Source organism: Polycyclovorans algicola TG408 (genome assembly GCF_000711245.1).
Taxonomy (GTDB): Bacteria; Pseudomonadota; Gammaproteobacteria; order Nevskiales; family Nevskiaceae; genus Polycyclovorans; species Polycyclovorans algicola.
Map to the genome: position 1 here is coordinate 3542109 of NZ_JOMH01000001.1, position 22121 is coordinate 3564229.

Annotated in this window: 16 protein-coding genes; 3 read left to right on the top strand and 13 right to left on the bottom strand. The window is 58.8% G+C overall.

Annotated elements, in window-relative coordinates:
• Positions 1 to 8: 8 nt before the first annotated feature.
• The 10 genes from U741_RS18750 to U741_RS18755 form a co-directional block, all read right to left on the bottom strand.
• On the bottom strand, positions 9 to 2435 hold the full coding sequence (locus U741_RS18750) for a DEAD/DEAH box helicase (protein WP_029891614.1): 2427 nt from the start codon (positions 2433 to 2435) through the stop codon (positions 9 to 11).
• Positions 2432 to 5665, bottom strand: coding sequence for a helicase-related protein (locus tag U741_RS0116835; protein ID WP_161776263.1), 3234 nt, complete (start codon positions 5663 to 5665; stop codon positions 2432 to 2434). Before U741_RS0116835 ends, U741_RS18750 begins: the two co-directional genes overlap by 4 nt.
• A 262-nt stretch (positions 5666 to 5927) precedes the next feature.
• The gene (locus tag U741_RS0116840; RefSeq protein ID WP_052378928.1) at positions 5928 to 9131 is read right to left on the bottom strand and encodes a UvrD-helicase domain-containing protein; all 3204 of its coding nucleotides are present in this window, start codon (positions 9129 to 9131) and stop codon (positions 5928 to 5930) included.
• Complete coding sequence (locus U741_RS0116845; RefSeq protein ID WP_152551656.1) at positions 9128 to 11848, bottom strand: PD-(D/E)XK nuclease family protein; 2721 nt, start codon at positions 11846 to 11848, stop codon at positions 9128 to 9130. Before U741_RS0116845 ends, U741_RS0116840 begins: the two co-directional genes overlap by 4 nt.
• 207 nt (positions 11849 to 12055) lie before the next feature.
• Positions 12056 to 12589 carry a hypothetical protein gene (locus U741_RS0116850; RefSeq protein ID WP_152551657.1) on the bottom strand — a complete coding sequence of 178 codons (534 nt, stop codon included), beginning with the start codon at positions 12587 to 12589 and terminating at the stop codon, positions 12056 to 12058.
• A gap of 70 nt (positions 12590 to 12659) precedes the next feature.
• Positions 12660 to 12947: a hypothetical protein gene (locus U741_RS0116855; protein WP_152551658.1), complete on the bottom strand. Its 288-nt coding sequence runs from the start codon at positions 12945 to 12947 to the stop codon at positions 12660 to 12662.
• 65 nt (positions 12948 to 13012) lie between these two features.
• Positions 13013 to 13411, bottom strand: coding sequence for a hypothetical protein (locus U741_RS0116860; protein ID WP_029891620.1), 399 nt, complete (start codon positions 13409 to 13411; stop codon positions 13013 to 13015).
• On the bottom strand, positions 13408 to 13629 hold the full coding sequence (locus tag U741_RS0116865) for a hypothetical protein (RefSeq protein ID WP_029891621.1): 222 nt from the start codon (positions 13627 to 13629) through the stop codon (positions 13408 to 13410). The genes U741_RS0116860 and U741_RS0116865 overlap by 4 nt, the downstream gene beginning before the upstream one ends.
• A gap of 95 nt (positions 13630 to 13724) precedes the next feature.
• Positions 13725 to 14474 carry a hypothetical protein gene (locus tag U741_RS19355; RefSeq protein ID WP_152551659.1) on the bottom strand — a complete coding sequence of 250 codons (750 nt, stop codon included), beginning with the start codon at positions 14472 to 14474 and terminating at the stop codon, positions 13725 to 13727.
• Positions 14475 to 15205: 731 nt separating this feature from the next.
• A complete protein-coding gene (locus U741_RS18755) occupies positions 15206 to 15706 on the bottom strand; it encodes a PEGA domain-containing protein (RefSeq protein ID WP_152551660.1) in 501 nt (166 codons plus the stop codon).
• 29 nt (positions 15707 to 15735) lie between these two features.
• Between U741_RS18755 and U741_RS0116890 the strand changes: the two genes are divergently transcribed.
• Complete coding sequence (locus U741_RS0116890) at positions 15736 to 16041, top strand: hypothetical protein (protein ID WP_161776265.1); 306 nt, start codon at positions 15736 to 15738, stop codon at positions 16039 to 16041.
• A gap of 190 nt (positions 16042 to 16231) precedes the next feature.
• Here U741_RS0116890 and U741_RS0116900 read toward each other — a convergent pair whose 3' ends face one another.
• Entirely contained in the window at positions 16232 to 18328 is a 2097-nt protein-coding gene (locus U741_RS0116900; protein WP_029891625.1) for an AAA family ATPase, read from the bottom strand.
• A gap of 118 nt (positions 18329 to 18446) precedes the next feature.
• On the opposite strand from U741_RS0116900, the gene U741_RS0116905 reads away from it, so the two are divergent.
• The gene (locus U741_RS0116905) at positions 18447 to 19487 is read left to right on the top strand and encodes a metallophosphoesterase (RefSeq protein ID WP_029891626.1); all 1041 of its coding nucleotides are present in this window, start codon (positions 18447 to 18449) and stop codon (positions 19485 to 19487) included.
• 119 nt (positions 19488 to 19606) lie between these two features.
• Here U741_RS0116905 and U741_RS0116910 read toward each other — a convergent pair whose 3' ends face one another.
• Together U741_RS0116910 and U741_RS0116915 are read right to left on the bottom strand one after the other, a co-directional pair.
• Positions 19607 to 19915: a cyclic-phosphate processing receiver domain-containing protein gene (locus U741_RS0116910; RefSeq protein ID WP_029891627.1), complete on the bottom strand. Its 309-nt coding sequence runs from the start codon at positions 19913 to 19915 to the stop codon at positions 19607 to 19609.
• 62 nt (positions 19916 to 19977) lie between these two features.
• Positions 19978 to 20985: a helix-turn-helix transcriptional regulator gene (locus U741_RS0116915; RefSeq protein WP_052378930.1), complete on the bottom strand. Its 1008-nt coding sequence runs from the start codon at positions 20983 to 20985 to the stop codon at positions 19978 to 19980.
• A gap of 263 nt (positions 20986 to 21248) precedes the next feature.
• On the opposite strand from U741_RS0116915, the gene U741_RS0116920 reads away from it, so the two are divergent.
• On the top strand, positions 21249 to 21806 hold the full coding sequence (locus U741_RS0116920) for a hypothetical protein (RefSeq protein ID WP_152551661.1): 558 nt from the start codon (positions 21249 to 21251) through the stop codon (positions 21804 to 21806).
• Positions 21807 to 22121: the final 315 nt, after the last annotated feature.

Here is a 22121-nt window from a genome sequence, read left to right on the forward strand (position 1 = left end):
CGTATCGGTTAGCCGTAACTCGCCAACCATCGATCTAGGCCGTCCGCGCCCTGATAGGGACGCGACCGGAAGTCATGGAGAAAAGGCCATATTCCTGGCGTATTTTCGACTGGCTGGCCCAGGAGCCAGTGAGAACACCGCCGCCCGCGATGATTCAAGCCCTTCGCTTGTTGATGGAACGTTTCGAAGTGAAGGACCACGGTCCGTTCTAGCGGGCCAATTGATTCAGCCACGTCGGCGTCAAGCGGGTCTACGCGAAACGGATGCTCAACCCCCTCAGCGGCCTTTTCGAACAATGTGCGGACCTCCGATACCAGGGGCGCCGACACAATGAAACGACTCGCCGCCCCATTGGCTAACAAGACCTGGCGCAGTGCATGGCTAAGGTCCGCCCGTCCTCTTACGGTTCGCGGCGAGGGCGCTTCGACAACGTCCACCGTCGGTTGACCCGGCGGCAAATCGAACTCGACCTCATGCGATGCCACCCGCGCCGGCGCTTCTGTTCCGCTTCGGCACCCCGCGCAAGACCCGCACGCCCGCTTGGTATCCTCGCCGTAGTGTTTCCGCAGGATACGACAGACCGCCTGGCGGTTCCCCAACGCCATATCCAAAGACTGCCGGCCTTGGTTCAGCGTCGCCATTTCAGACTTGCGAACCGGTTCGAGCATCTGAGGGAGCGATGTCTCGATCTCGAGTGTGTTTCTCTTGGGGACGATCACCGCAGTCTGCACAAACTCCTCATCAGCACCCACTTCCCATTCCAGTGCCTCCAACCGAATGATGCCGGCTCGCTGCACCATCATCAGGAGGCGCTTGTTCCAACGCGTGTTCTCCTCGTAAGAGCGAGAGCCGAGAAGATGGGAGGCTTGTGGATTGAGACGAACTCTAAAATGTCCGGGCTCGCTCAGGGCCTCACTCGTTCCCCATAATGCCTCCCACCGCCCGATGATTTTGGTTTGATCTGCGAGGAGCGTGGGCCCGAGTCCAGCAGCGATGGCCTCATCTCGTTTGGTCCAAAGGGCGATCGAGATTGTCGGTGCCCCATCGCGTCCACCTCGGCCAACTTCCTGATAGAAGCGATCAATGTTCTCGGGATAGCACGCGTGAACGACACACCGAACGTCGGCTTTGTCGACGCCCATTCCGAACGCGGACGTGGCAATCACCAAGTCGAGGCGGTCCGTTCTCCATTCATCCATGACCTGATGTCGTGCTGGCGGGCTTGTATCCCCGTGGAACGTGCGCATTCGCCGCAGGCCCATTCCCCAGAGAGTTCGGTAGATGGATTCGGCCTCCTTCTTCTCTGTGACATAGACGATAAGCGGACGAGGCAAGCGGTGAATAACCTCCATGAGGTGCTGATGCTTGGCTTCGGGGCTCAACCGGTCGCCGGGCGAGAAGTATTTAATTTCGGGACGGAGTCGCTTGAGAACAAATGGAACCCAGGGTGTGCCGTCTTTCCAGAACAAGCGCTTGAGGACCTCGGCCGTGCTGGTGGTAAAGGTGGCCGATAGCAAAAGCGTCCGGACGCCGCGGGGTCCGATGTTGCGCCACTCGGCGATGAGGCCGCCAAGCAGTTGAAACTCGATCCTGAAACTCGCCCCCCAGGACTCAATGATGTGAGCTTCGTCGACGACCACGAGGCTCAACCAGCCTTCTTGCGCCATCTGGGTCAGCATCGCTCTCAAGCGTCCGTTGATGCAGGCTTCGGGCGACGTGATAAGGAGGCGGCATCGACGCTCTTCGACCGCTTCCAATACCTCGGCTTGGTTCTCGCCGGTCGCGTAGAGCAGAGGGCGATGCGTCTGCGCCAAGGGCGAATCTTTCAGTGCGTCCCGTTGATCTAGTCCCAGGGCGACCGTGGGCACGATGACCAGGGTCAACCCCGATTCAAACGCTGCCGCCGCTTGATAGACGAGGCTCTTCCCGGATCCGGTCGGCAATCCGATCATCAGAGTGGCGTTGGGCTCTGCCTGCAAAGCAAGCCAGGTCGCCTCTCGCTGGGCAGACGACTTCCAAAAACGCTTTCCCACCCGCTTTTCCAACCACGGTTCTGCGGGAATCTCTTCCTCTGGTGTCACGCGTTCGCACGCGGGGGCGTCCACTTCCGGGGCCGGGCTTTCGTTAATCCATTGCGGCTTGTACGGCTCCACCACGATCGTGCCGTCCACCAACTGCTCAACCCCCACGACTCTCAAAAGATCGAGCAGATCCGCGGCGAGGTGGCGAACCACAAGTTGATCGTTCGCCCCGAGATAGCGCAGGCATTGCCGCAGTAGGATCGCCGAGTCCACGCTCAGCGGTCCGTCTCCCAGCACCGTCAGGAGGCGCCAGACTGCGTAGTCAAATCCCCATGTCTGCTTCGGCTTCGGCGGTGCAGGCCTAGGCCCCGAGCGAACCGCCAGGGCGGATTGAAGCGCCTCGCGGTAGATCAAGCGGTTGGACTCCCTTTGTTGATGACGATGCCAATGCTGTCAAAAGCCAGCGACGCGCATTGCACCGCTTGAATATTGGCCTCGTAAAGCTCAGCGATTTCGCTCGTGTCACCGGCCATCGCACTCAACCCTGCTCGTAACTCGACCTGAAGCCGTTGCACAAACTCATCATCGAGTTCCGCGAATTTAGCCCTCGCCGCAGCCTCACAGGCTTGGTGAACTTGCGTCAAACGCACGCTCACCAACTCAGGCCAGTCGTCCAAGAGTTCGGCGAAGACTTTTGTCAGGTAGTCCTTTGGCACCTCTCTGATGGTGGACGCGGTGCGCAGGCAGGTGGTGTATAGCTTCTCGGCGACCTCGGCGCTGAGCAGTTCTCCCGTGTCGATCTCGGCAGCGCCGAAGACACGCCGTGGAAACAGATGGCGCTCGGCCCGGCTCAGATTGGGGGACATCGCCGGATCCGCGGGCAAGGGCAATGCCGCGCGCGTTCCGACCACCAGGTAACGACCCGGCGGTAAATCGCCCGCGCTGACAGCTACAGCATAGGTTCGCCCCCGCACATGATCCGTTGAGACCTTCGAGATCGCGTCAAAAAGCGCGTTTCCGGGCGCGAAGAACTCCAAATCACGCCGGTCGCGCGCCACCGCCCGAGAGAAAGTGCCGATGTGTTCGGCCAGTCCGGCGTCGCCCGACTTCATCACCCCCAGCAACCGAATGCCGGCCAAATGTTCGGGTTGAAGGCGCCAGACTTGCTGGTTGGGATCTTTCGAATCCGAAGTGCGCTTGGCGGAATCAGCCCTCGCCATCGAACGAAAGTACGGTGGCAGCGCCTCTTCGACATACCGATCGGACTCTGCGGCTGTCGTGCGCATGTAGCGAGATCCGGTCCTGAATGAGTTGGCATCGGTGATGGCATCCGCATCGTCGGCCGCTCGTTCCGTCTCACAACGCTCCTCAATCCCTCCGATGCAATCCAGGACCCCTTGCATCCCATTTAGCAACGCGGCCTCGACGACCTTCTGCTCGGCATCTCGGAGCGTGAACTCGAGACCACTGATGGATTGTTCGAAGACTTTGAAACCTTGGGCCAGGCACTGCGCCCAGGCCCACTCGAGCGTGTGCTTTGCCGCGATGACGACCGATTCAACGGGCGCGGTTCGGCCAATGCGATCCAATCGACCCACGCGCTGCTCGACTGCGGCCACCGACCACGGCAGATCGTAGTGGATGACGGCATCGGCGAATTGAAAGTTGCGACCTTCGCCGCCCGATTCGTCGCAGACCAAGAACCGGCATCCCGCCTCGAGACGAAAGAGCGTGACGCTACGCTCCTTTTCGTCATCGCTCAAATCGTGTCGAAAACTGGTGGCACAGTGAAGCCCGAAGCGCTTCGCAAGCGCTGTATCCAACAGTTCGCTCGTCCGGAAGGTTCCCGCGAAGATCACCACCTTCTTCAGTCCTTGGGATTCGAGGGTATTGATGGCTGAGAACAGCGCGTCGAGGCGAGGTTGTTTCTTCAGATCTTCAAGCCAGCCCTCCAACCGGGAGACCAGGCGCTTGACCTCAGGCGCCGGAATAGAAGGCCGTAGGACCTCGGAGAAAAACTCCAGCAAGCCGTCGTGCTCTTCGTAGTCAAGAATCAACCCGCTATCGAAGTATTTCGGCCGGGTATAAGTCCCTCCTGAGGTTGGCGCCGTCTGAAGCGAGGCTACAACCTCAAAAGCGGCGACCGGATCACACACCGACGGCATCGCTTTGCGCAAGAACCCGTGCAAACAGCCTCGATGGGCATCGGTGGTCGCCAATTCCATGGCGATGGAAAGTAAAGTATCGGCAACATCGCGCTCGATCGGCCGGGGTTCGTACTCCACGAAGGTAAGTCGACGCGTGACCGGCGCCATGATCTCGCTTTGGACCAACCGACTCCGTCGATTCTTGATGATCCGACGGCTGATCCGAAAGCGACTGGAGATCGTGTTGCCCAAGACTTCAAGCAAAGGTAAAAGATCCGGAAGATCTTGAGTGTCGATGGCAGCTCGAACCTCCGCCAAGGAAGCATCGTCTCGCACCACGGGGCACGTAAGCAGACGTTTTGCCGCATCGCGGATTTCGTCCACGGTGGCCTCGGCCGCCGGATCCAACTCCTTTACGAGCATGCGAAGTCGGCGTCCGATCATTTCCTGTGCCGAATAGAGTTCGGCGAAGCGATCGGCGGCGGGCGTGCCGGATTGATAATGATGCGGAGCGATCAATTGCAGCAGACGCAGCAAGTCTGACTCACGCTCGCGCGCAGGGATCGCACTCAGGAGGAGCACGCCCTTCGCGGTCCGACTCAACTCTCGAACCAATTCATACTGGACGTCGTTCCAGAGAAGATGATGGGCCTCGTCCACGATGATGAGATCCCACGGCATGACCTTGATAGCGTCGCGGTGGTGGCGCACGGCAACCTTCAGCGAGCAGATCAATCGCGTCCATTGGGACCAACGGACCGCCTGCGGAGGATGAAGATCGACAAGACGAAATTCTCGTCCGCCGAACGACATGTGCATCTCGCAAAGCCACTGCCGGGACAATGCCCCAGGGCAGAGAACCAGAACACGAGCATCTGGCCGACTCGCCAGCAACTCGTGGGCAATAGCACCGGCCTCAATGGTCTTTCCTAGCCCGACCTCGTCAGCAAGTACGTACCGCCAAACGGGGTCGTCGATGACTGTCCCGATCACGAAAGCCTGATGCGGGAGTAAATCAATTCGACTAGAGGCAAGCGAACGAATTCCGGCGGATTCACTATGCTGTTTACGTAGAGCAGCACGGAATCGCTCCCTTGCGACGAAATGCGCAAACGGATCGGGATCCATACCGGAAATTTTGGTGAGCGGTGTCTCGAGCAAACTGCCTGGGATCGGAGTAAGTTCGCGCTCACTTAAGGTCGCGGTGTCTCGCGACTCATTTTCAAACTCAACTTGGTATTCGTAGGCCCCACTTTCATTGTTTGAGGCGAGCGGCGACCGACGGATCAGACAGATCCCTCGGTTTTCTACGTGGCACTTGAGCCCTGCCGGAAGAGGCTTCCGACGGAAATCTCGCTGGTTAAGAATAGCGGCTCCGGCATACCATGCCTCGCGCTGATCTGCGCAGAAGCGGAGTCGGACACGTTGATCGATGTGCGATGTGATCTTGCAGTAGCCGAACTCACGGCTGACTAAGATCAAGCCCACTAGTCCCATTTCCCAACCTCTTTTCCATGTCACGGGATCGATGATGGACGTCCCCCGTCGCAGATCACCCCTAGTACCTAGCTTTCGGAGAACCATCGTACAGCTTGGTTGACTCCCTAATCGCTTCCGCCAGCACCTCCCGAGGAATCTCCCGAGGAATCACCCCCTGCTGCCGAAAAATCACTTGCCCTTGGAAACGCAACAAAGCCGAGGGAAAGCCCATAAAACGGGCACTGTGACCAGACATACTGGCGAAACATCTCATAAGGTTTTAGCTGTCACGCGCTAGTTGCAGTATCGACCCAAGCGTAGGCGCCAGCACCCACAACGCTGCCGATGGGTCCCCCATCACATCCCGGTACACCGCAAGCTGCCCCGCATACTCGCTGACTGTTCCATCGTCCATCTGACTGCTTCGATAGCCAGTCTTGTGATCGATGATCACCCAGCCCGTTGGGGACTTGATGAGCAGGTCGATCTGACCACGGCAGATCTGTCCACTAGGCATGCGCACATCGATGGGCAGCTCGGCATAGCGCGGGCAGCCGGGCCACGTCCGCTCCAACCAGGCCAGCACCTCGTTACAGGTCGTGTACAGACCGGCGGCAGTGAGCGATACCTCAACGCCCTCGGCCCGGATCAAGGCATCGAGCTGATTGACCTCTAGCGCTCTGCTCTGACTGATGGCGGCTGCCAGCGCTGCGTGCACGACATTGCCGACATTTGCAGCATTACTGCCCTTCTCAACTGCCAACGGTGCACCGTAGCGTTCCGTCTTGACGATGCTGGCTTTGACCGGCTCAGCGCTGGACGGGTTTGTAATCAGCGGAAGCCGCACTGCATCTGTCGGGGCAATTAGACTGGGCCACATCAGCGCGGGTCGTTGTGAAACACCGCGAGAGTCTGGTGTCGACTCCGCCTGCTCGTGATTGAAGACCCGGAATGCGCTTGGCACTTGCCAGTCACTCGGCAGCAGCGCTTCCCCGTCTTCCCGATCCGGCAACAACTCCGGCGACTCGGTGGTTTCGGCCAACCAATTGGCTTTGCTGAAGTCGGGCTTGTTGAACGCAAGAATGAGCAGATCCCGGGCCCGTGTCATGCTGACGTAGAGCAGCCGCCGCCGCTCTTCCAGCGCCCGCTTCCGGGCTTGTTGTCCTGTTTCGGTGCTCTCGACCTGCTGCGCAGCGGGCACCTTCTTCTTGTCGCCAAAAGGCCAGGGCCAGTGGCGCACGAAGCGGGATGCCAGTGGTGCGCTGATATCGAGCGCATCGACTTGTTCGCCGCGAATGGACCAAAGATCGTTCCGAATTTCCTTGTCCAGATCGAAGAGGATCACCACCGGCCACTCAAGACCTTTGGCAGCATGGTGGGTCATCACGCTGACGGCGTTGGCCTCGGTGCGCGCCTCAAGATCATTCTTGTCGTTGGCCTGGGTCTGCATCCAGAGTAAGAAGTCGCCAATCGAACCCGGCGCATCCCGAGCAACGCGCTCGTCTTCGTAGGTCTTCGCCATTTCCAGCAGCGCATCCAGATTGGCGAGCCGTGAACGAAGGGCTTCAGCACAGCTGGACCAGCGGGCCATCACCCGTCCGAGATCGGCCAGGGCCATCACCGCAAACAGTGCCTCACGCGGTGTGAGCACAGATAACCGCTGACGTCGCAGTTGACCAATGGCAGCCAGCAGCGGCGAAGCCGGATGATCAGGCCCGTGGTCCTGCTCGCGCCAACCGGCGCGGGCTTTAGAATCTTCGTGAATGGCATTGAAGCGCAGCCGTTCAGTGAGCCACTGCTCGGGCAACTCTACCTCTGCTAGCGACAGAATCTCGGCGGTGGCGAGCGTGTCGCGGTCATCATAGAGACGTCGCAGGCAGGCCAGCGCCAGCACGGCCTCGGGCTTTTGAAGCAGCCCGTGGCTGGCCAGCGCAGTGGGGATCCCCGCGCGACGCAGGGCAAACCCTGTGTCACGCGCAGAGTCGTTGGCTGAAACCAGAATGGCGATGTCTTTCCAATGCAGTGGCTTCAGGCCATCGCCCTTTTTCTCAGGGATCTGGCGCCCCTCGGCCATCAGGGTGTTGAGCGCGAGGATGAGATCGGCCTGTCGTTTGGCCTTGTTCTTCCCGGGCAGTTGCCAGACTTCGTAGGCCGTCAATTCGGGCGTGCGCTCCGGCCGCTGGGCGACGAGCGCCACATCTTCCACGCTCAATGAATCGCGAAAGGCATGCGTGAACACCTTGTTGGTGAGCGCCACCAAGGGGGGGCGCTGGCGCCACGAGTGATCCATGCGCTGAACGACGCCCTGCATCTGTGGCAGTGCTGCGATCACCGATTGCATCAGTGCGGTATCAGATCCCCGGAACCCGTAGATGGCCTGCTTGATGTCCCCCACCCAGACGCTTTCACGCGCGATCTCCGAAAGCTTGAGAAAGATCGCCAATTGCAGCGGCGACACGTCCTGAAACTCATCCACCACCACAAGCTGCAACTCTTCCTTCAGCGCTTCATGGACCAGTGGTTGATCAAGGTGATGGAGCAGCAGGGCTTCCTGGTCGATGAAGTCCAGCGTGCCGGCGCGTGACTTGGTGTCTCGATACGTCTCCAGCGTTCTGGCGGCCAGATCGAAAACCAGCATCAAGTATTCGCGGATATCCGCCGCAAAACGCGGGTGATGCACGAAGCGTCCTGCGGCCTCACGAATGGCATCAGCGCTGGGGACCAGACCCTTCTCGGGATCCTTCGCGGTATGGAGTCCCGCCCATTCCGGCCAGGTGGGCACATCCCTAGCGAGTTCGGCGCGAAATTTCTCGATGGTGGCGAGATAGGTCCGCGTCAGGGCAACCGGCTTGGGTGATTGAACCGCTTCTTTGAAGGCAGGCATCTGGGCATCTAGCACCCGCTTCAGATCTTCTTCCAGCGCCTCATTAGGCACATGCCCAAACGCGGCAATGCAGGCATCGGAATTACGGCTGCCCATCTCCCTGAGGGCATCAGCTGACAGATCGTTGCTGCGAGCTTGCGCAATGATGTGGTGGACGTTGTCGTCCACTTCCTTCAAGCCGAATCGCCACGCCAAATGGGTCAGCTGTCGACGCTCATCCGGGGTGATGGTCTCGTCGAGTGCTTCGCGTAAGAGGCGCTTGGATTCGTTTTCATCCAGCACGCGCAGATCAGGCGACAGGCCGATCTCAAAGCTGAAGCGCTGAACGAGTTCACCGCAGACCGCGTTGATGGTGCCGATGCGGGACTCACCCATGGCGTTGGCCAGATCAAACAGCTTGGCCTCGAGCAGGTGCCCTCGAACCCGCTCACGCAACTCACCGGCCGCCTTGCGGGTGAACGTGGTGGCCAGAATGCCGGCTGGCGCGAGCTCACCTGCAACCAGGCGTTCGCGCAGGATTTCGGTGAGCCGATAGGTCTTGCCGCTGCCGGCGCCGGCACTGAGAAACTTAATTCGTGGCGATGAGTGAGCGTCCGTCACGAGTTGGGCTCCCATCCGACCAGATGGCGGTAGTCGTCATACATCGTCTTGGGCGGATCGGGCTCAAAGGCGCCCTCGGGAGCACTGCTGTCGTCGTCCTCGAGGCTCAGCGTGGCGTCAGCGATCACCTCGATACGACCAGCACCCAGCTGATCTCGACGCCATTGCCAGGTCTGCACCGCCTGCCTGCGGATCTCGGCCGGCGAGTCGGGCGTGCTCGGCGAATGAACTTCTGCTGCATCGAAGAAGCCTTGATGCTGCGCCAACATGGCCTGCTTGGAGAGGATGAAGTAGGCGGCCTCAGGCCAAAGCCCGTCTTCTTGGTCAGCGACCATTCCTGCGTAGAGCAACAGCTGCAGGTGTCGATTGCCCTTTAGCTGCTTGGCGCGATCGTTTGCAGATCCCCATTTCATGTCGACGACTGCCTGCGCCCCATCGGCGCGCGTCAGCAGAAGGTCTGCATAGCCATGGAGACGGACAGCGCCGTCCGCGAAGCTTCCGTCCAGTTCTTTTTCGGGCAGTGCTTCCACGACTTCGGCCTTGCGCATGGCCTCCCACAACACCTCAGCGCTCTTGGCGACCTGCACCCGCAGGCGGCCGATCTCGCCGCCCTGGCCGGGCATCAGCAGAATGGCGCCCTTGGTCTCTACTAGCGTTTCCAGCGCTTCCAGAGCCCGGGCGGACACTTCGTCTGGTGACCATGACAGGGCATCCGGGCTGGACTTGAGCAGTGCCTCGACCACGTCGTGCGCCAGGGTCCCGAACAACAGCGGGCCGGATGGGATCGCAAGTACCTGCGATGGACGAATCTGTGCGCCGTAACGAAGCACCCACTGTTGCGGCGCGCTCAGATAGAGATCGATCGAGCTGTAGGAATCTTTGTCCTTGCGGCTGGTCGGCACGATGCCCGGCGGCAGCTGCCACCAGCGACGCGGTTCCGGCAGGGGCTCGTGGGTGACGGGCAGCAAAAACGCGCTTGTCTCCGCATCGGCTGCCTGCCCTTCAAGCAGATCGTCCAGTGAGGCGACTGGGAGGTTTGTCACGGCATGCTGCACCCACTGAAGCAGCGGATGCGCTTCTTCACTGTGGGCGGGAAGCACCAAGGTCAGGCGGGTGCGCGCCGCAAGCAACGGCCGGAGCACCTCGGCCTGCGCACGCTTGATCCGGTCGGCATGCCTGGGCAGCTCAATGCCGGCCTTGAGCAGCTCGGCCCGTTCCCGCAACGTGTAAGGGTCTTTTGCCGGCAGGGTCATTTTTTCGAGGCCCCACCAGATCACCTCATCAGCCGACTCGATGACCTGCGCCGGCGTATCGGCGACGCGACAGGCGCCAACTTGCGCGATACGACCCGGCGGCAGTGCGCCTTTTGAGGACGCTTGGCGCACGAGTTTTTGCAGAACACGCGGCTGAATCACCGTTTCGCCCTGAGCGGTCAACTGCCCAAGCCCGTCGAGCAGAGCCATGCACTGCTGAAACGCGGCCCCTTCACTCAAGCCGATGGTGCTGTCCTCGGACTTCAGTCCCAGGCGCTTGCGGAAGAACTCGCTAATCCGGTTCACCCGCTGGACTACATCCGAGATGGGCGCGCCCTCCTCCGGGCGATAACGCGTGCTGAACAACCAGAACTCGGCCTCGCGCACCATGGCATCGACGTCGATGCGCTGCTCTGGACGTTCCAGATTTTGGTCATCGGCCTCTTTACGAATGTCAGCAAAGGTTTTGGCCAGATGATCCCGGTCAATGCCTGGCTGCGAGGCAATCTTGGTAGCCAGCCGACTGCGTGCCAGTCCCCTGATCGGACAGAGACCATGGGTGAGAAAGGCCACCAAGCCAAAAATATCGACGGGTTGCCACAGCTGCGTCAGCGCCAAGGGCAGCACCTGCAGCGCGGGTCGCATGGGGCTGGCATCGGCGAACCCAAGCGCGGGTTGCTGCTGCGCGCTGAGCAGATCATCCAATAGCTGGGCATCGTCCTCGACCAGCAGCACGGTGTCGTAGGGTGACGCTTGCGATTTCAGTTGATGGGCCAGCCACGCGCCGCTGAGCAGGCGCGAGCCGGCTTTGACGACGCGCACACTGCCGTCATCGACATAGCCCAGCGGCGCTGCGTCTGACTGCTCACTGGCAGAACTGAGCAGCCGTTGTTGCAGACCTTGCAAGAGCGTTCCTGCGCCAGCCTGCGGTGCGGGCGGCAGGTACTCGGTCGGCAGAACATTCAGGACAGCGCGCCACCGCAGCGGTAGTGATTCGGGGGCATCGAAGCAGTACAGCACTTCGATCGGGGTCTGCGCCGTCTGGAGTTCAGCCTCGAGGCGCATCAATCGCTCACCGATGCCGGGACTGACCTGGCCCTTGGCAAGCTGTTCGACCGCCGTCAGGTCCGCCATGCGGCCGGTGAAGAATGGGTGAGCATCGCCATTCCAGCCTTCGAGGTACCACTGATCCCGCCATCGCAACAGTCGCTCGGCCGTGCCCAGTTCATCGACCGTAAACGAGGCTTCAAAAAAGCAGCTAGGACGATCAGCAAGCGCCTGCTTGAGGTGCCGCCGGTACTGAACGGCGCGCTGCGCCTGAGTGACATTTGGCGCGCCGCATCCGAGATGGAGTTCCAGCAATGCCAGCAGGCCCAAGGGCCCCACCACGCTCTCGCCGGGGTTCTCCGCAGGGCAGATACTGCGGGCGCCGTCCATGGCGCTACTGAAGCGTAGTCTCAGCACCCCTGCCTCCCTGCTTAGCCGCAGTCTATTTGGGCGCTAGCGCCCTTCGTTTCTTATGCTCGTTTGCGCGATGACGTGCCGACGGTATGTCTCACCGGCCGACCACCCATCACAGGACGTCAGCAGAGGCCGCGAAAACAAGGCTCTGTGACGACCCGAGACTACCAGCATCAGTCGGTAGGTAACGATTCGAAGTCGCGATGCGCATCACCCACGCTGCATAAGTGACGAGCGCGCAGACGCCGCAACGGACGCATCCTGATGCTTTGACAATGCTCTGAGCAGAACCTTTGGCATGTGCGCCATCTCTGCGATCTGTTTCAGCATCGAAGGATCAGGTGATTCCAGAATCGCCTCGGTCAAGCTCGTGAGCGCGGCCTCGTCCGCGCTCCCGTCGTCATAGATGTCGTCAAGATAAATGATGATCTGCGTCAACAACCACCATCGCTGCTTGAGGGTTTCGGCCCAGCGCTCTGCACCAAAGGCAACCAAATGGTCCCTGACCCCTGCAGCTTCCGCCGCAACTTCAGGATGTGGGTCGTTGATAAGGGTCATCCAAGCCTCAAACGGCAGTGCGCCTTGCTGTGCAACCCTACGCCTCACTTCGAAGCTGGGGTGTCTGGCAAGCACGCTGAGGCCTTCACTCGACTCAGAGACGCACCCAACCAGAGCCGCGAGATCCCAGTTCGATCCTGGGTGCAGCTCGACTTCCAGACCATCGAGATTCACGGTGATGCGCATGGCGACTTCCAAGTGAGCATTGAGCATTCATGATGCAGCGCTCATGCGTCAGTTTTGGACGTATTTCCGATCACTTCTTGCGCGGCGTGACCTTTGAATTAGCGCCCTTCTTCGCTTTTGAGCCAACAAGGTACCGAGGCGACGTCAGTTCCTTGTTGACCGTTATCCCGCCGTCACCTGGCATGAACTCGAGCACCAAGTCAGTGATGCCCTTGAGTCCCAGTTGGACGCGATCGGGAAGGTTCTTAACCCAGTAGTCGCTCATTAGGGCTTGGCGTTTTTCGCGATGTGTAAAAAAGCCACCCTCGTGCTGCTCATGGATGTGGCGAATGGCGTAGATGGTGTAGAGCACCTTCATGAAGGTCTCCTGGTGGCGGAGGGGAGTAAATGCGTTGATGCGTGATCCAGCGGCATCAACCTGATTCACCCGTGCGTGAAATCGACGACTGCACCACTTCGCTGGTCAACAGCGCGGGCCTTGTTGGCATCTCGGCGCGCACGCAAAGCGCGCTCCATCGCCTGATGAACTGCGGCGCCCTGCTCGTTGGCAGATCCTGCATAAGTCCATCGGCCGTTGGCGCCCATCACTTCTATGCGTATGGGGCTACTGCTGTTGCGAGCGACATCGTTAGAGGTTGCCGCCTGCGTACCGCCGGACCCTGCAAAGGCGATAACTGCGATCAACCCCTTGATCACGACTGCGCCTACAAAGAACACGGCGACCAGCGTGATGAGCCCTGCGCCGAGTACCTTTTGGCCGCCATCGTCCGAGCTACGCATCATCTGCAGCGCCCGATCTTTCCAGCGCGCGAGCAAGTTCATTGAGTTGACTCCGAGGAGGAGAAGCGCTGCGCACTGATCTTCTCGAGCACCCGTCGGGAGTCTACGGAGCAGTAGTGATTGTTCTGGTCAATGCTCCCGGTGCAGTACATGCCCACCTCGCCGCCGGAGTAAGAAATGCGACCATCCGAGTCAGCGCCGATGACGACACATCCAGCAGTAAGAGCCGGCACCAGCACAAACAATAAAAATCGATTCATTCGGCCAACCTTAATATATTTAGGCGTTACTTCCGCCGAAGACGGGTGCGCTACTGTTTCGTACAGCAAATAAAGGGCGACATACAATGGGTGCTCTAATCGTCTTCAAACGAATAAATAAGCTCCCCGAGAACCCCGCCATAGTCACGATCGCGAATCCAAGAAGACTCAATCTGCATGTCAGAGTTCTCCCATAAAGGCTCAGAAATTCTGGCAAGCACCCTTTTTTTTGTTCCCCGGGCGGGGGCCTCACGAACAAGGTAGTGAGCTGCCTCTATTGGCAATTTGAACCTTCCAGATTCAACCTCATTACGGTCTACACCAACAATTTTGTGTCCCCTTCGAAGTCCATTATCACTTAACAAGTACAAACTCCTAATTCCCTGATCAGGAAGTTCCGCCAAAGAGAATAGCGGCGGTGATTCTGAAGATATTATCCGATTTAACTCTGCCCGCACTGCATAATCAAGCAACTTGTCCAAACTCTTTGCTCCGTTCGGACGTCTACCGCTTAAAAGAAGACACTGTGATATCGAATAATAGCTGATTTCTTCAGTGCTAGTTACATGGTGGACTCTACTATCAACAAACTTATCCAGATCACCCGCCTCAGTCAGGCCGATGACGAGATCGCGAGCTGCCTTCGAAATAGCGGCGGTGCCATCAACCAGGACCTCCCAAGCGAAGGTGTCTACGATGTGCTCAGCGCGATTATATCTATCCCAAAGATGAAGAAGATAAACTAGGGCTTCATGCTCGATGGCTTGCGAGCGGCTCACTTTGCAGCCGTAGATTTGGTAACAATCCACCCAATGGATTAAATCAAGATCAACGGTTTCTTTCACTGTTAAGTCCCTGTGTGCTCCATGAGTAGCGGCAATCCTAACGTTCAGGCTTCCTGCTTGTGACGCCACCCTCAGAATTAGGATTTACAACCAGCCGAGTCGAATCTGATAACGGCACGCCGGCTCGCGAAGAGCCGATACAACCAAGAGCATACTCATACGATGCGCCGGGGGCTCATTTGACAACAGAGATAGCATCGCATCGATACACGTCACTATCGGTCGTATATCTCACAGAGATCAATGATGCTTCAGATCACAAAAATCGAAGTTGATCTGCACGGCGTCTGCCTGCTTCGTACACGTCCAGTGCGCCCCCAGATCGAACCCTGCCCCTTCGACCATGGTGGCGAGCTGCTGGGCATTTAGATGCTCGACCAGGTCGGCTCGAAACGTGATCGTGTGGCCCCGAATGCCGCTCCACTCCCAGCATAGGCACCGGCTGCCTACTGCACCGGGGGAAGTCCATCGTAGCTTGCTGAACGTCCGTCAATTCGGATACGCCTTTCGACAATCAGCCGGTCAAATCCGTGTTCAACAGGCCGTAGGTTGGTGGCTGCCTCAGCTTGGCGATGCAGCGCGTGTATCGCCCGCCTGACCCATCTGCCCGGCAGACAGAGCCCCGCCACCCTTCTGCACCATCTGGCGATCGCACTCATCAGACCGCGGACGGATTGGCGGCGGATCATCGCCAAACGGTCCTGTGTTAGGAACATTGCCTGATCCACTGACTAGGGCTCCCGCGTCTTAATGGTTGAAGCTCCCGTTGAGAGGATTAGCCCTTCTCCCTCAGTCAGCGTTGTACGCATTGGAGTGGACACGGAAGGCTCACCCTGTCGATCAAGCGTCGCTGCAGGGGACATGGGCTCCCGAGGCAACCGAACGACATAGGTGTCCTGATCGAACTTGGAGAGACTGCCGGTCCCCATGTCGACGGCAAGGCCAATCAATCCGCCGACGAGGATGTTTCCCCACACCCAGCCATTGGAACCCTTCCCAGGGTGGAGAATCGTGTCTTCAAAACCTTGCCGCCTGAGAACAAAGCTCGGGCTCTCCTTGCGTTTGAGGTTCAGCGTGAGCGGCGTAACCCCATAGCTCGCGCCATTTCGCGTCACCGTCGCACCACTGGGCTCAGACAGAATCGTGATGTCCTGAGTCGAGCCTGTCACGATGGTTGCGCAGCCATTGAGCAGCAGCACGCTGGCGACTGCCGAGACCATTTTTATTTTCACGCCGACACTCCCTTGTGCGGTGCCGGAACGTGCCCCCGGCGGTCCGCAATGAACGGATCGCCATGGTGGTGTTGGACTACGTCAGTTTCGGACGTCTCTCTGCTCGGGATCTGAAGCGGTCAGTCCAGCGAGATTTCGGTCAGCATTTCTTTATCGCCATTGGTTGCGCCAGTCCCTCAGGCATCAAACGCGAAGTTAAAGAAGACCTGTCCCGCATGTTCGGTTCGCGTCCAGTCCTCTCCAACGATTACGCCCTCACCCTCAACGAGTCGCTTGAGATCCTCACCCGAGAGCGTTGCCATGTCGGGCAGCAAGAAGATCAGGGTACTGCCTGAGATGCCGTCCCAATGCCAGCGCTGGTACCGAGCACGGTACCCAGCGAAAGTTACTTCCCGGTCACAACTCAGTCGGTCATAGTCCTGTGGAGACTGCACATCATCGGGTTGAACTCGAAGCTCAACTGCGCCCTGCAGTGCGTCATGCAACTCATGAGCAGAATGGCGAACTGCGATGTCATGCCAAACCTTAAACCGTGACATGACGTTGCTCCGGCGCTTGCGTGGCAACGAATCCGATGTCGTGACGAGTCCCCTCGCGCTCCCGGCTGATCTCAGCAAGATCGCGGAGCACCCGCGATGTGTCTGGCGTGATGCTAAGAACGGTATAGCGCTGGTTGATCCTCGTCATGTCAGCAGGCACCAATCCCCTTGGAATGTGCCGAATGTCGGTCTGAAAGCCCCACTGCGTTTTGATGATCTTTTGCGATTGAACGCGCGTCATGGGGTCGAAGCGAAGCTGAAACAGGAACCGGCGCAACGCCGCGGAATCAATACATTCAAGGTGATTGGTGGTGCAGACGATGGGGATGGGGTGTTGCTCGAGGTGCGTCAGCAGCTCATTTACCAGGGTGCGCTCCCAAGTTTTTGAGTCCGCACGTCGCCCGGAGAGAAAGCTGTCCACCTCATCGATAACGAGCAGTGACTGATCGCGGATTGCCTGCCTGAACGCTGCAGCGAGTTGCTGCTCGCTTTCGCCCACCATCGGCGCGAGGACGTCAGACGGACGAAGCAGGTGAACCGGCATGGCGAGTTGCTCACCGAGGTGCCGCGCATAGAGCGACTTTCCAGTACCCGGAACGCCTGATATCAGAATCGAAAGCGGCGACTGGCGAAGGGTCTCACGACAGCCTTGAAGCTCCCTAAGTAGCGCCCAGTCAGGACTCCGACAGTTGATCCGATCCGCGTCGAAGCAAGGGGCGCCGCTGCCAGATTCCATAGATGCGTCAGCTCGGGGTGCGATCAGCGAAACCAAGCCGCTGATCACCTGCTTCAGGTCTGGGTCGGCTGTCCCACCGGCAAGACTGACGGTGCGCATCGCGTTGTGGGCAATGGCGGGTGACAGGCGCGCGTCGCCCGCACAGCGGGCAAGCGTTTGCTCGATACCCGTCAGCCGATTTGTGGACGCGGCATCGTTCCAGATGCGCTGTCGCACACCCAATGGCGGCGGATTCATTTCAATCACCACGCTCATGCGCCGCAGGATGGTGTTCGGGAGCTGTGTAGCGTCGTTCAACACCCAAATGACCGGGCAGCGGTTGGTTTCCAGCAACCTGTTCAGGTAGACCTTCGAGCCCGTGCCGGTCACCCGACGCGCACCAAAGAGCCTAGCAAGTTCCATCCCTTCGGCGCCGAGCACATCATCGGCTTCGTCTGCCATCAGCAGCGCCTGCCGTCCCCCCAGCAACCGGTCCGAAAGCTTCAGGCTCGCCAAGCGCTCACTACGGGTTGGCTCAGCCCCGTATTCATCAGACTCTGCTGCCAGGAACAGCGGAACGCCTATTGAACGGGCGAGCGATTTGACGAATTCGGTCTTCCCCGTGCCCGGTGAGCCTTGGATCAGCACGTTGATCCCGCGCTCTTCCCGGTCGAGCGCCCCGAGCAGCATTCGCTGCAGCAATGGCGCGCCATCGACATGACTTGATACTTCTTCCCACTGCAACGTTGCATCGACCGGGCGCCCGAGCAGGCAGGCAGCAATGTCACTTACCTCGCCGCCACCGGACGACTGCGCGAACCAGGTCGTGACACGGCTGGACATCCGACATTCACCATCAGCGTCGACGGTTGCCAGTCCGTTTTCAATGATGGCGGCGTTGTCGCAAAGGCTTCGCCGAAGACTCGCTGATCCAACATTAAGAATTGTTGCCATCAGTCCCATGACACGCGCATCAGAGGTGTAGAACCCCATCACGTCGATCGACGTCATCAAGCTCTGCAGTGCCCCGCCCATCTGACAATGTGCCAGGTGATCCAGCAGCGAGACCTCGTGTGCCTGCAACGCAAATCGGCTTTGCAGTGTTTGCAGCTGAACAAGGTGATTTGCGTGCGCCGCTTCGCTGGACTCAACAGCCGCGAGAAGACGTGTGCTGCGCCTGACGAGCTCCGCCGCTGATCGCTCGATGGCGTCGTCAGCACAGCCAGTTTCAGTGCCGTTGCTGTCCGCGTCGTAACTCAGCTCGATAGCTGACAGGGCGTTATCGAGGGCGTCCAGATGGCGTCTTGAATGAACGCTCGCGGACAGACGGGCAATGGCGCGCAAGGCAAGCAAGTCGGTGTAGATCATCGATCTCTCCGTTGTGAAAGGGCCTTGGCGAATGAGAGAAGCCTAGATCGGCACCACGTCAGATTCGGTCGTTACCCCGTGCGATCATCTGCGGACCGGACTTACACGTTGCTCAACGATGAACGTTATCCAAAAGCTGCCAGAGGGCGCCCTTGATGTTGTGGGTGATGTCCACGGCGAATGGAGCGCGCTGCGGGCGCTGCTCGCACATCTCGGCTACCGGGAGGACGGCACCCACCCAGACGGGCGAACACTGGTCTTCGTCGGCGACCTTGTGGATCGAGGCGAGAGCAGCCCCGCCGTGCTGGATTGGGTGCTTCCCAAAGTTGCCGATGGTCGGGTGGTGTGCGTCATTGGCAACCACGAGCTGAACCTGATCCGTGGCGATGCAAAAGAAGGCAATGGCTGGTTCTTTGAGCCGAACCACGACCATGCTGAGGGCAAGTTTCGGGATGCGCCGGCGTTACCGCCAACCAAGCGCACCGAAGTCGTTGCGCTGCTCGACCGCCTGCCGATCGCCGCTGAGAGGTCCGACCTCCGGATCGTCCACGCGTGCTGGGATCCGGTATCGCTGAATGAGCTGACAACAACCGCGGCACATTACAGCGGATGGTCCAGCTGCTTTGATCATTTTCAGCGCCGTCTCGACGAGCAGCTTCGTGCCGTGGCCGCCCAGTCCGGTTTTGAGGAAGAATGCCGACGGTTTGACCAACTGCGTGAACTGCCTACCGATGAACTGGGACTGCACTCACCCGCCGATTACCCACTGCTCGCGCGGTATCAGGCGCTAGAGCAAAACGGCAACCCCGTCAGGGTGCTGACTTCAGGGAAGGAAGAAATGAGCGGAGAGGTCTTCCACGCCGGCGGCAAGCCCCGCTTACTTCGGCGGGTTCACTGGTGGGACCGATACGCCGACCAAGTCGCCGTCGTTTACGGGCATCACTGGCGGAAGGCAACAAATGCCCAGGGACCCGACCATTGGTATGGCGCCCAAGGATCGCGGCCCAGCGCTTACTGCGTGGACTTCTCTGTAGGCAGTCGTTTCGACAAACGAGCACAAGGGCAAACCGACTTCAGCGAGTGCAGGCTCGGCGCCGTCCGGTGGCCCGAGGCGATCGTGATGTTCGACGATGGGGAGTCAGTTCAGACGCAGCGGTAGCGGTGGCGCGAACCGCTGAACAGACTCTTTCGTCGGTTTCGAGCGAGTCATGGGGTCACCGCATCGATGACGACGATCCGCACGCGCCAACAGCATGGGCTTGCCATCAAGACTCGCCGCTATTGCGAGCCCCCGCGCGCAGCCATCAACGCAGTGATGCTCTGGATGCCAAGGGCCATCTTTTGTCTGGCGGACGAATTGGCTGAGTGAACGAGAACGCGAGGGGCGATGAAACCTCGCGTGGCGACCGCTTCTTCAATCCACAGCACAACGTCATATCCCGTACCGCGCGCATCGTCACCGAGGTCATGGTCCAGGCTGATCTCCGTGACAGCGCCGGTTTCCAGCAGCGCGATGGCCTCATCGGGCCAGTAGACCCTGTCCCAACCGCCTGGCGTCTGACGCTCGTCATCCAAGAACACTTTCACTGAGGCGCTTCCCTCTTGAGAGCCGGCTGAAAGTGCATTTGGCCGGTGGCCTCTGAGCCAAGTCAGAGATCAGTCGGAGCATCCGCTGGAGTCCGAGTATGTATCGCCGATCCGTGGCGCCGCCGCAGTTCAGCCGGCTCAACCACTTCAACCGAGTCGCCCCAGGTGTAGAGGTGCCAGTCCATTTCTTGGATGCCCCCACAGCGGAAGCGCACATGGAGGCTGCCGTCGTCACCCCACTCCGTGACTTGAGTTGGATGAAAGATGAACTCAGCGGCATCCTCGGCTGCTTCAGGTTTGAAACGCCAGTGAACGTTAACCGCATCTTCCTGCCAGATCCCGAAGGCCCGATCCGCATGGCGCTGCAGATTAAATTTGGCGGGCTTTATAACTGCATGCCGGAGCAGCTCAGCGTGTTCGATCCTGCCGAGAATGAAGTACTTCGGTGCGCCTCCTGGCGTTCGACTACCAACCAGGTAGTGCCGATGGCCGTAGAGCAAGCCATAGGGATGGAGATCGTAGGTACGAAGGACATTGGTCTTTCGGTACCGGTACTGCACCCGCACGACCCGCTGTTGCTGCAGCGCCTCACGAATGACCGCCAGCGCATCGGTCGAGACCCTGACGCGAGGACCCGGCCGTAGCGCAAGCCCTTCTGCAATGGTCAGCGCTTCGACTTGCGGTTCCAGCGCCCTCTGCTGTTCGGGTTGGAGGAGGCTGTTGAGCAACCCGCGGAGGCGCTCGAGGTTCTGCGCCTGATCGACGAGCCCCTCTTGTTCCAGCAGTTTGCGGCCGGTTTCAAGGCTCGCAAGCATCACGGGGTCGATCTGATACAGGCCACGCAGCCATGAAGACCGTATGCGCCATCGCTTGGTGTTGTTAGCCCCCACCAGCTCTTCGACTTGGTCGGGGAACACCCTGAGCACAGCGTCCCTGAGCCGCTCGGCAGTACGCCTGGAGATCGGCTCATCCGAGTACCCCTCGGCGATATCCTGAAGGGACAGCCCCTGCGAGCGCCCCTGCATGTCCATCGCAATCTGGAGCATCACCTCGGCCTTTTCGTAGCGCATCGGAACCGTCATCGAATAAGTCTTGCGAAAGGTTACGTCACTTTTGGTCGTTACATGGTGCTAACGTCACTCAAGTTGAACTGCGGAACGTGCTCACAGAAAGCTTGAATAAGCGACGTGGCCCTTGGGGCCAACGATACAAACGGTAGTTATACTTACCCTTGAGAAATAATAAAGACTTCACCTGAAATATGAACAGAACCTTGACTTACGATTTTTGTGCCCTGAGATACTTGAACCAGTGGCTCGAGAATGAACGGCGATTGACCTCTAATGCCTCGAAAGGGGCAACCGAACTTGAAAACTCAATGAAGGAGTCGGTTAGCTACTTCTCAGTTGCCAGAAGTCTAAGAATTTCGTCAGAGGATATCTACAAAAATCGATTCAAAATAATCAGCAAAATCATTGACGCGCCAACAAACAATCCAGGCAGCAAATCAGTGCCTGAGGTTGCTAGTATTGTCGAGGCAACCGAAAACAAATTGCGAATCGCCCTTTCGATAAATAGCAAGCTATTATCACTAACCAGCAAACTGTTGTGGGTGCGCTGGCAGGGGAGCTTTAGAATCTATGACAAACAGGCGCGCGTCGCACTCAAACTGAGCACAAGCTGCACGATTCAGGATTTCTTCGCGGAATGGCAGAAGCTCTATCTAACCCATCAGATGGGCATATCAGAGGCTTGCCTCGCTCTTGAAAAAGTCAGAAACTACTATTTCGACCCAGATGCTATGTCAAATGAAGAATTCCATAACCTGATCGAGTCGGAGTGGTTTAAGCAACGCGTGTTTGATATCTACATCTGGGAGCTTGGCCGCTAGAAAGATTGTATTAGACGCCGAAGCAGCGTGCCATTACATGGGCCAAACAGCCTCCTTTGTTGGCTCTCTTCAGCTTTACAACAACTTTCAATTCAATTTAATCAAGCACCTATCGACATCAAAACCACACCAATGGCCAACTTTCCTCAACGAACAGGCCAAACGAGGTTGCGTTGCAAATTTAACGAGATTTCGGTCATCTTAAACCCCAACCAGGTGCGCTTCCGCACCTGGTTGGGGTGACACGAAAAGTTTCTTTTCAAGATTCTGGCGACAGGGAATAAGGCTCGATCACGAGCCCCGAACCATAGAATC

Bases quoted from the DNA above. Each gene is read 5' to 3' on its own strand.
- U741_RS0116850 (WP_152551657.1), bottom strand. From the start codon at position 12,589: ATGCGCATCACCGTGAATCTCGATGGTCTGGAAGTCGAGCTGCACCCA.
- U741_RS0116900 (WP_029891625.1), bottom strand. From the start codon at position 18,328: ATGATCTACACCGACTTGCTTGCCTTGCGCGCCATTGCCCGTCTGTCC.
- U741_RS0116855 (WP_152551658.1), bottom strand. From the start codon at position 12,947: ATGAAGGTGCTCTACACCATCTACGCCATTCGCCACATCCATGAGCAG.
- U741_RS0116835 (WP_161776263.1), bottom strand. From the start codon at position 5,665: ATGGGACTAGTGGGCTTGATCTTAGTCAGCCGTGAGTTCGGCTACTGC.
- U741_RS0116905 (WP_029891626.1), top strand. From the start codon at position 18,447: ATGAACGTTATCCAAAAGCTGCCAGAGGGCGCCCTTGATGTTGTGGGT.
- U741_RS0116865 (WP_029891621.1), bottom strand. From the start codon at position 13,629: ATGAATCGATTTTTATTGTTTGTGCTGGTGCCGGCTCTTACTGCTGGA.
- U741_RS0116915 (WP_052378930.1), bottom strand. From the start codon at position 20,985: ATGCGCTACGAAAAGGCCGAGGTGATGCTCCAGATTGCGATGGACATG.
- U741_RS0116860 (WP_029891620.1), bottom strand. From the start codon at position 13,411: ATGAACTTGCTCGCGCGCTGGAAAGATCGGGCGCTGCAGATGATGCGT.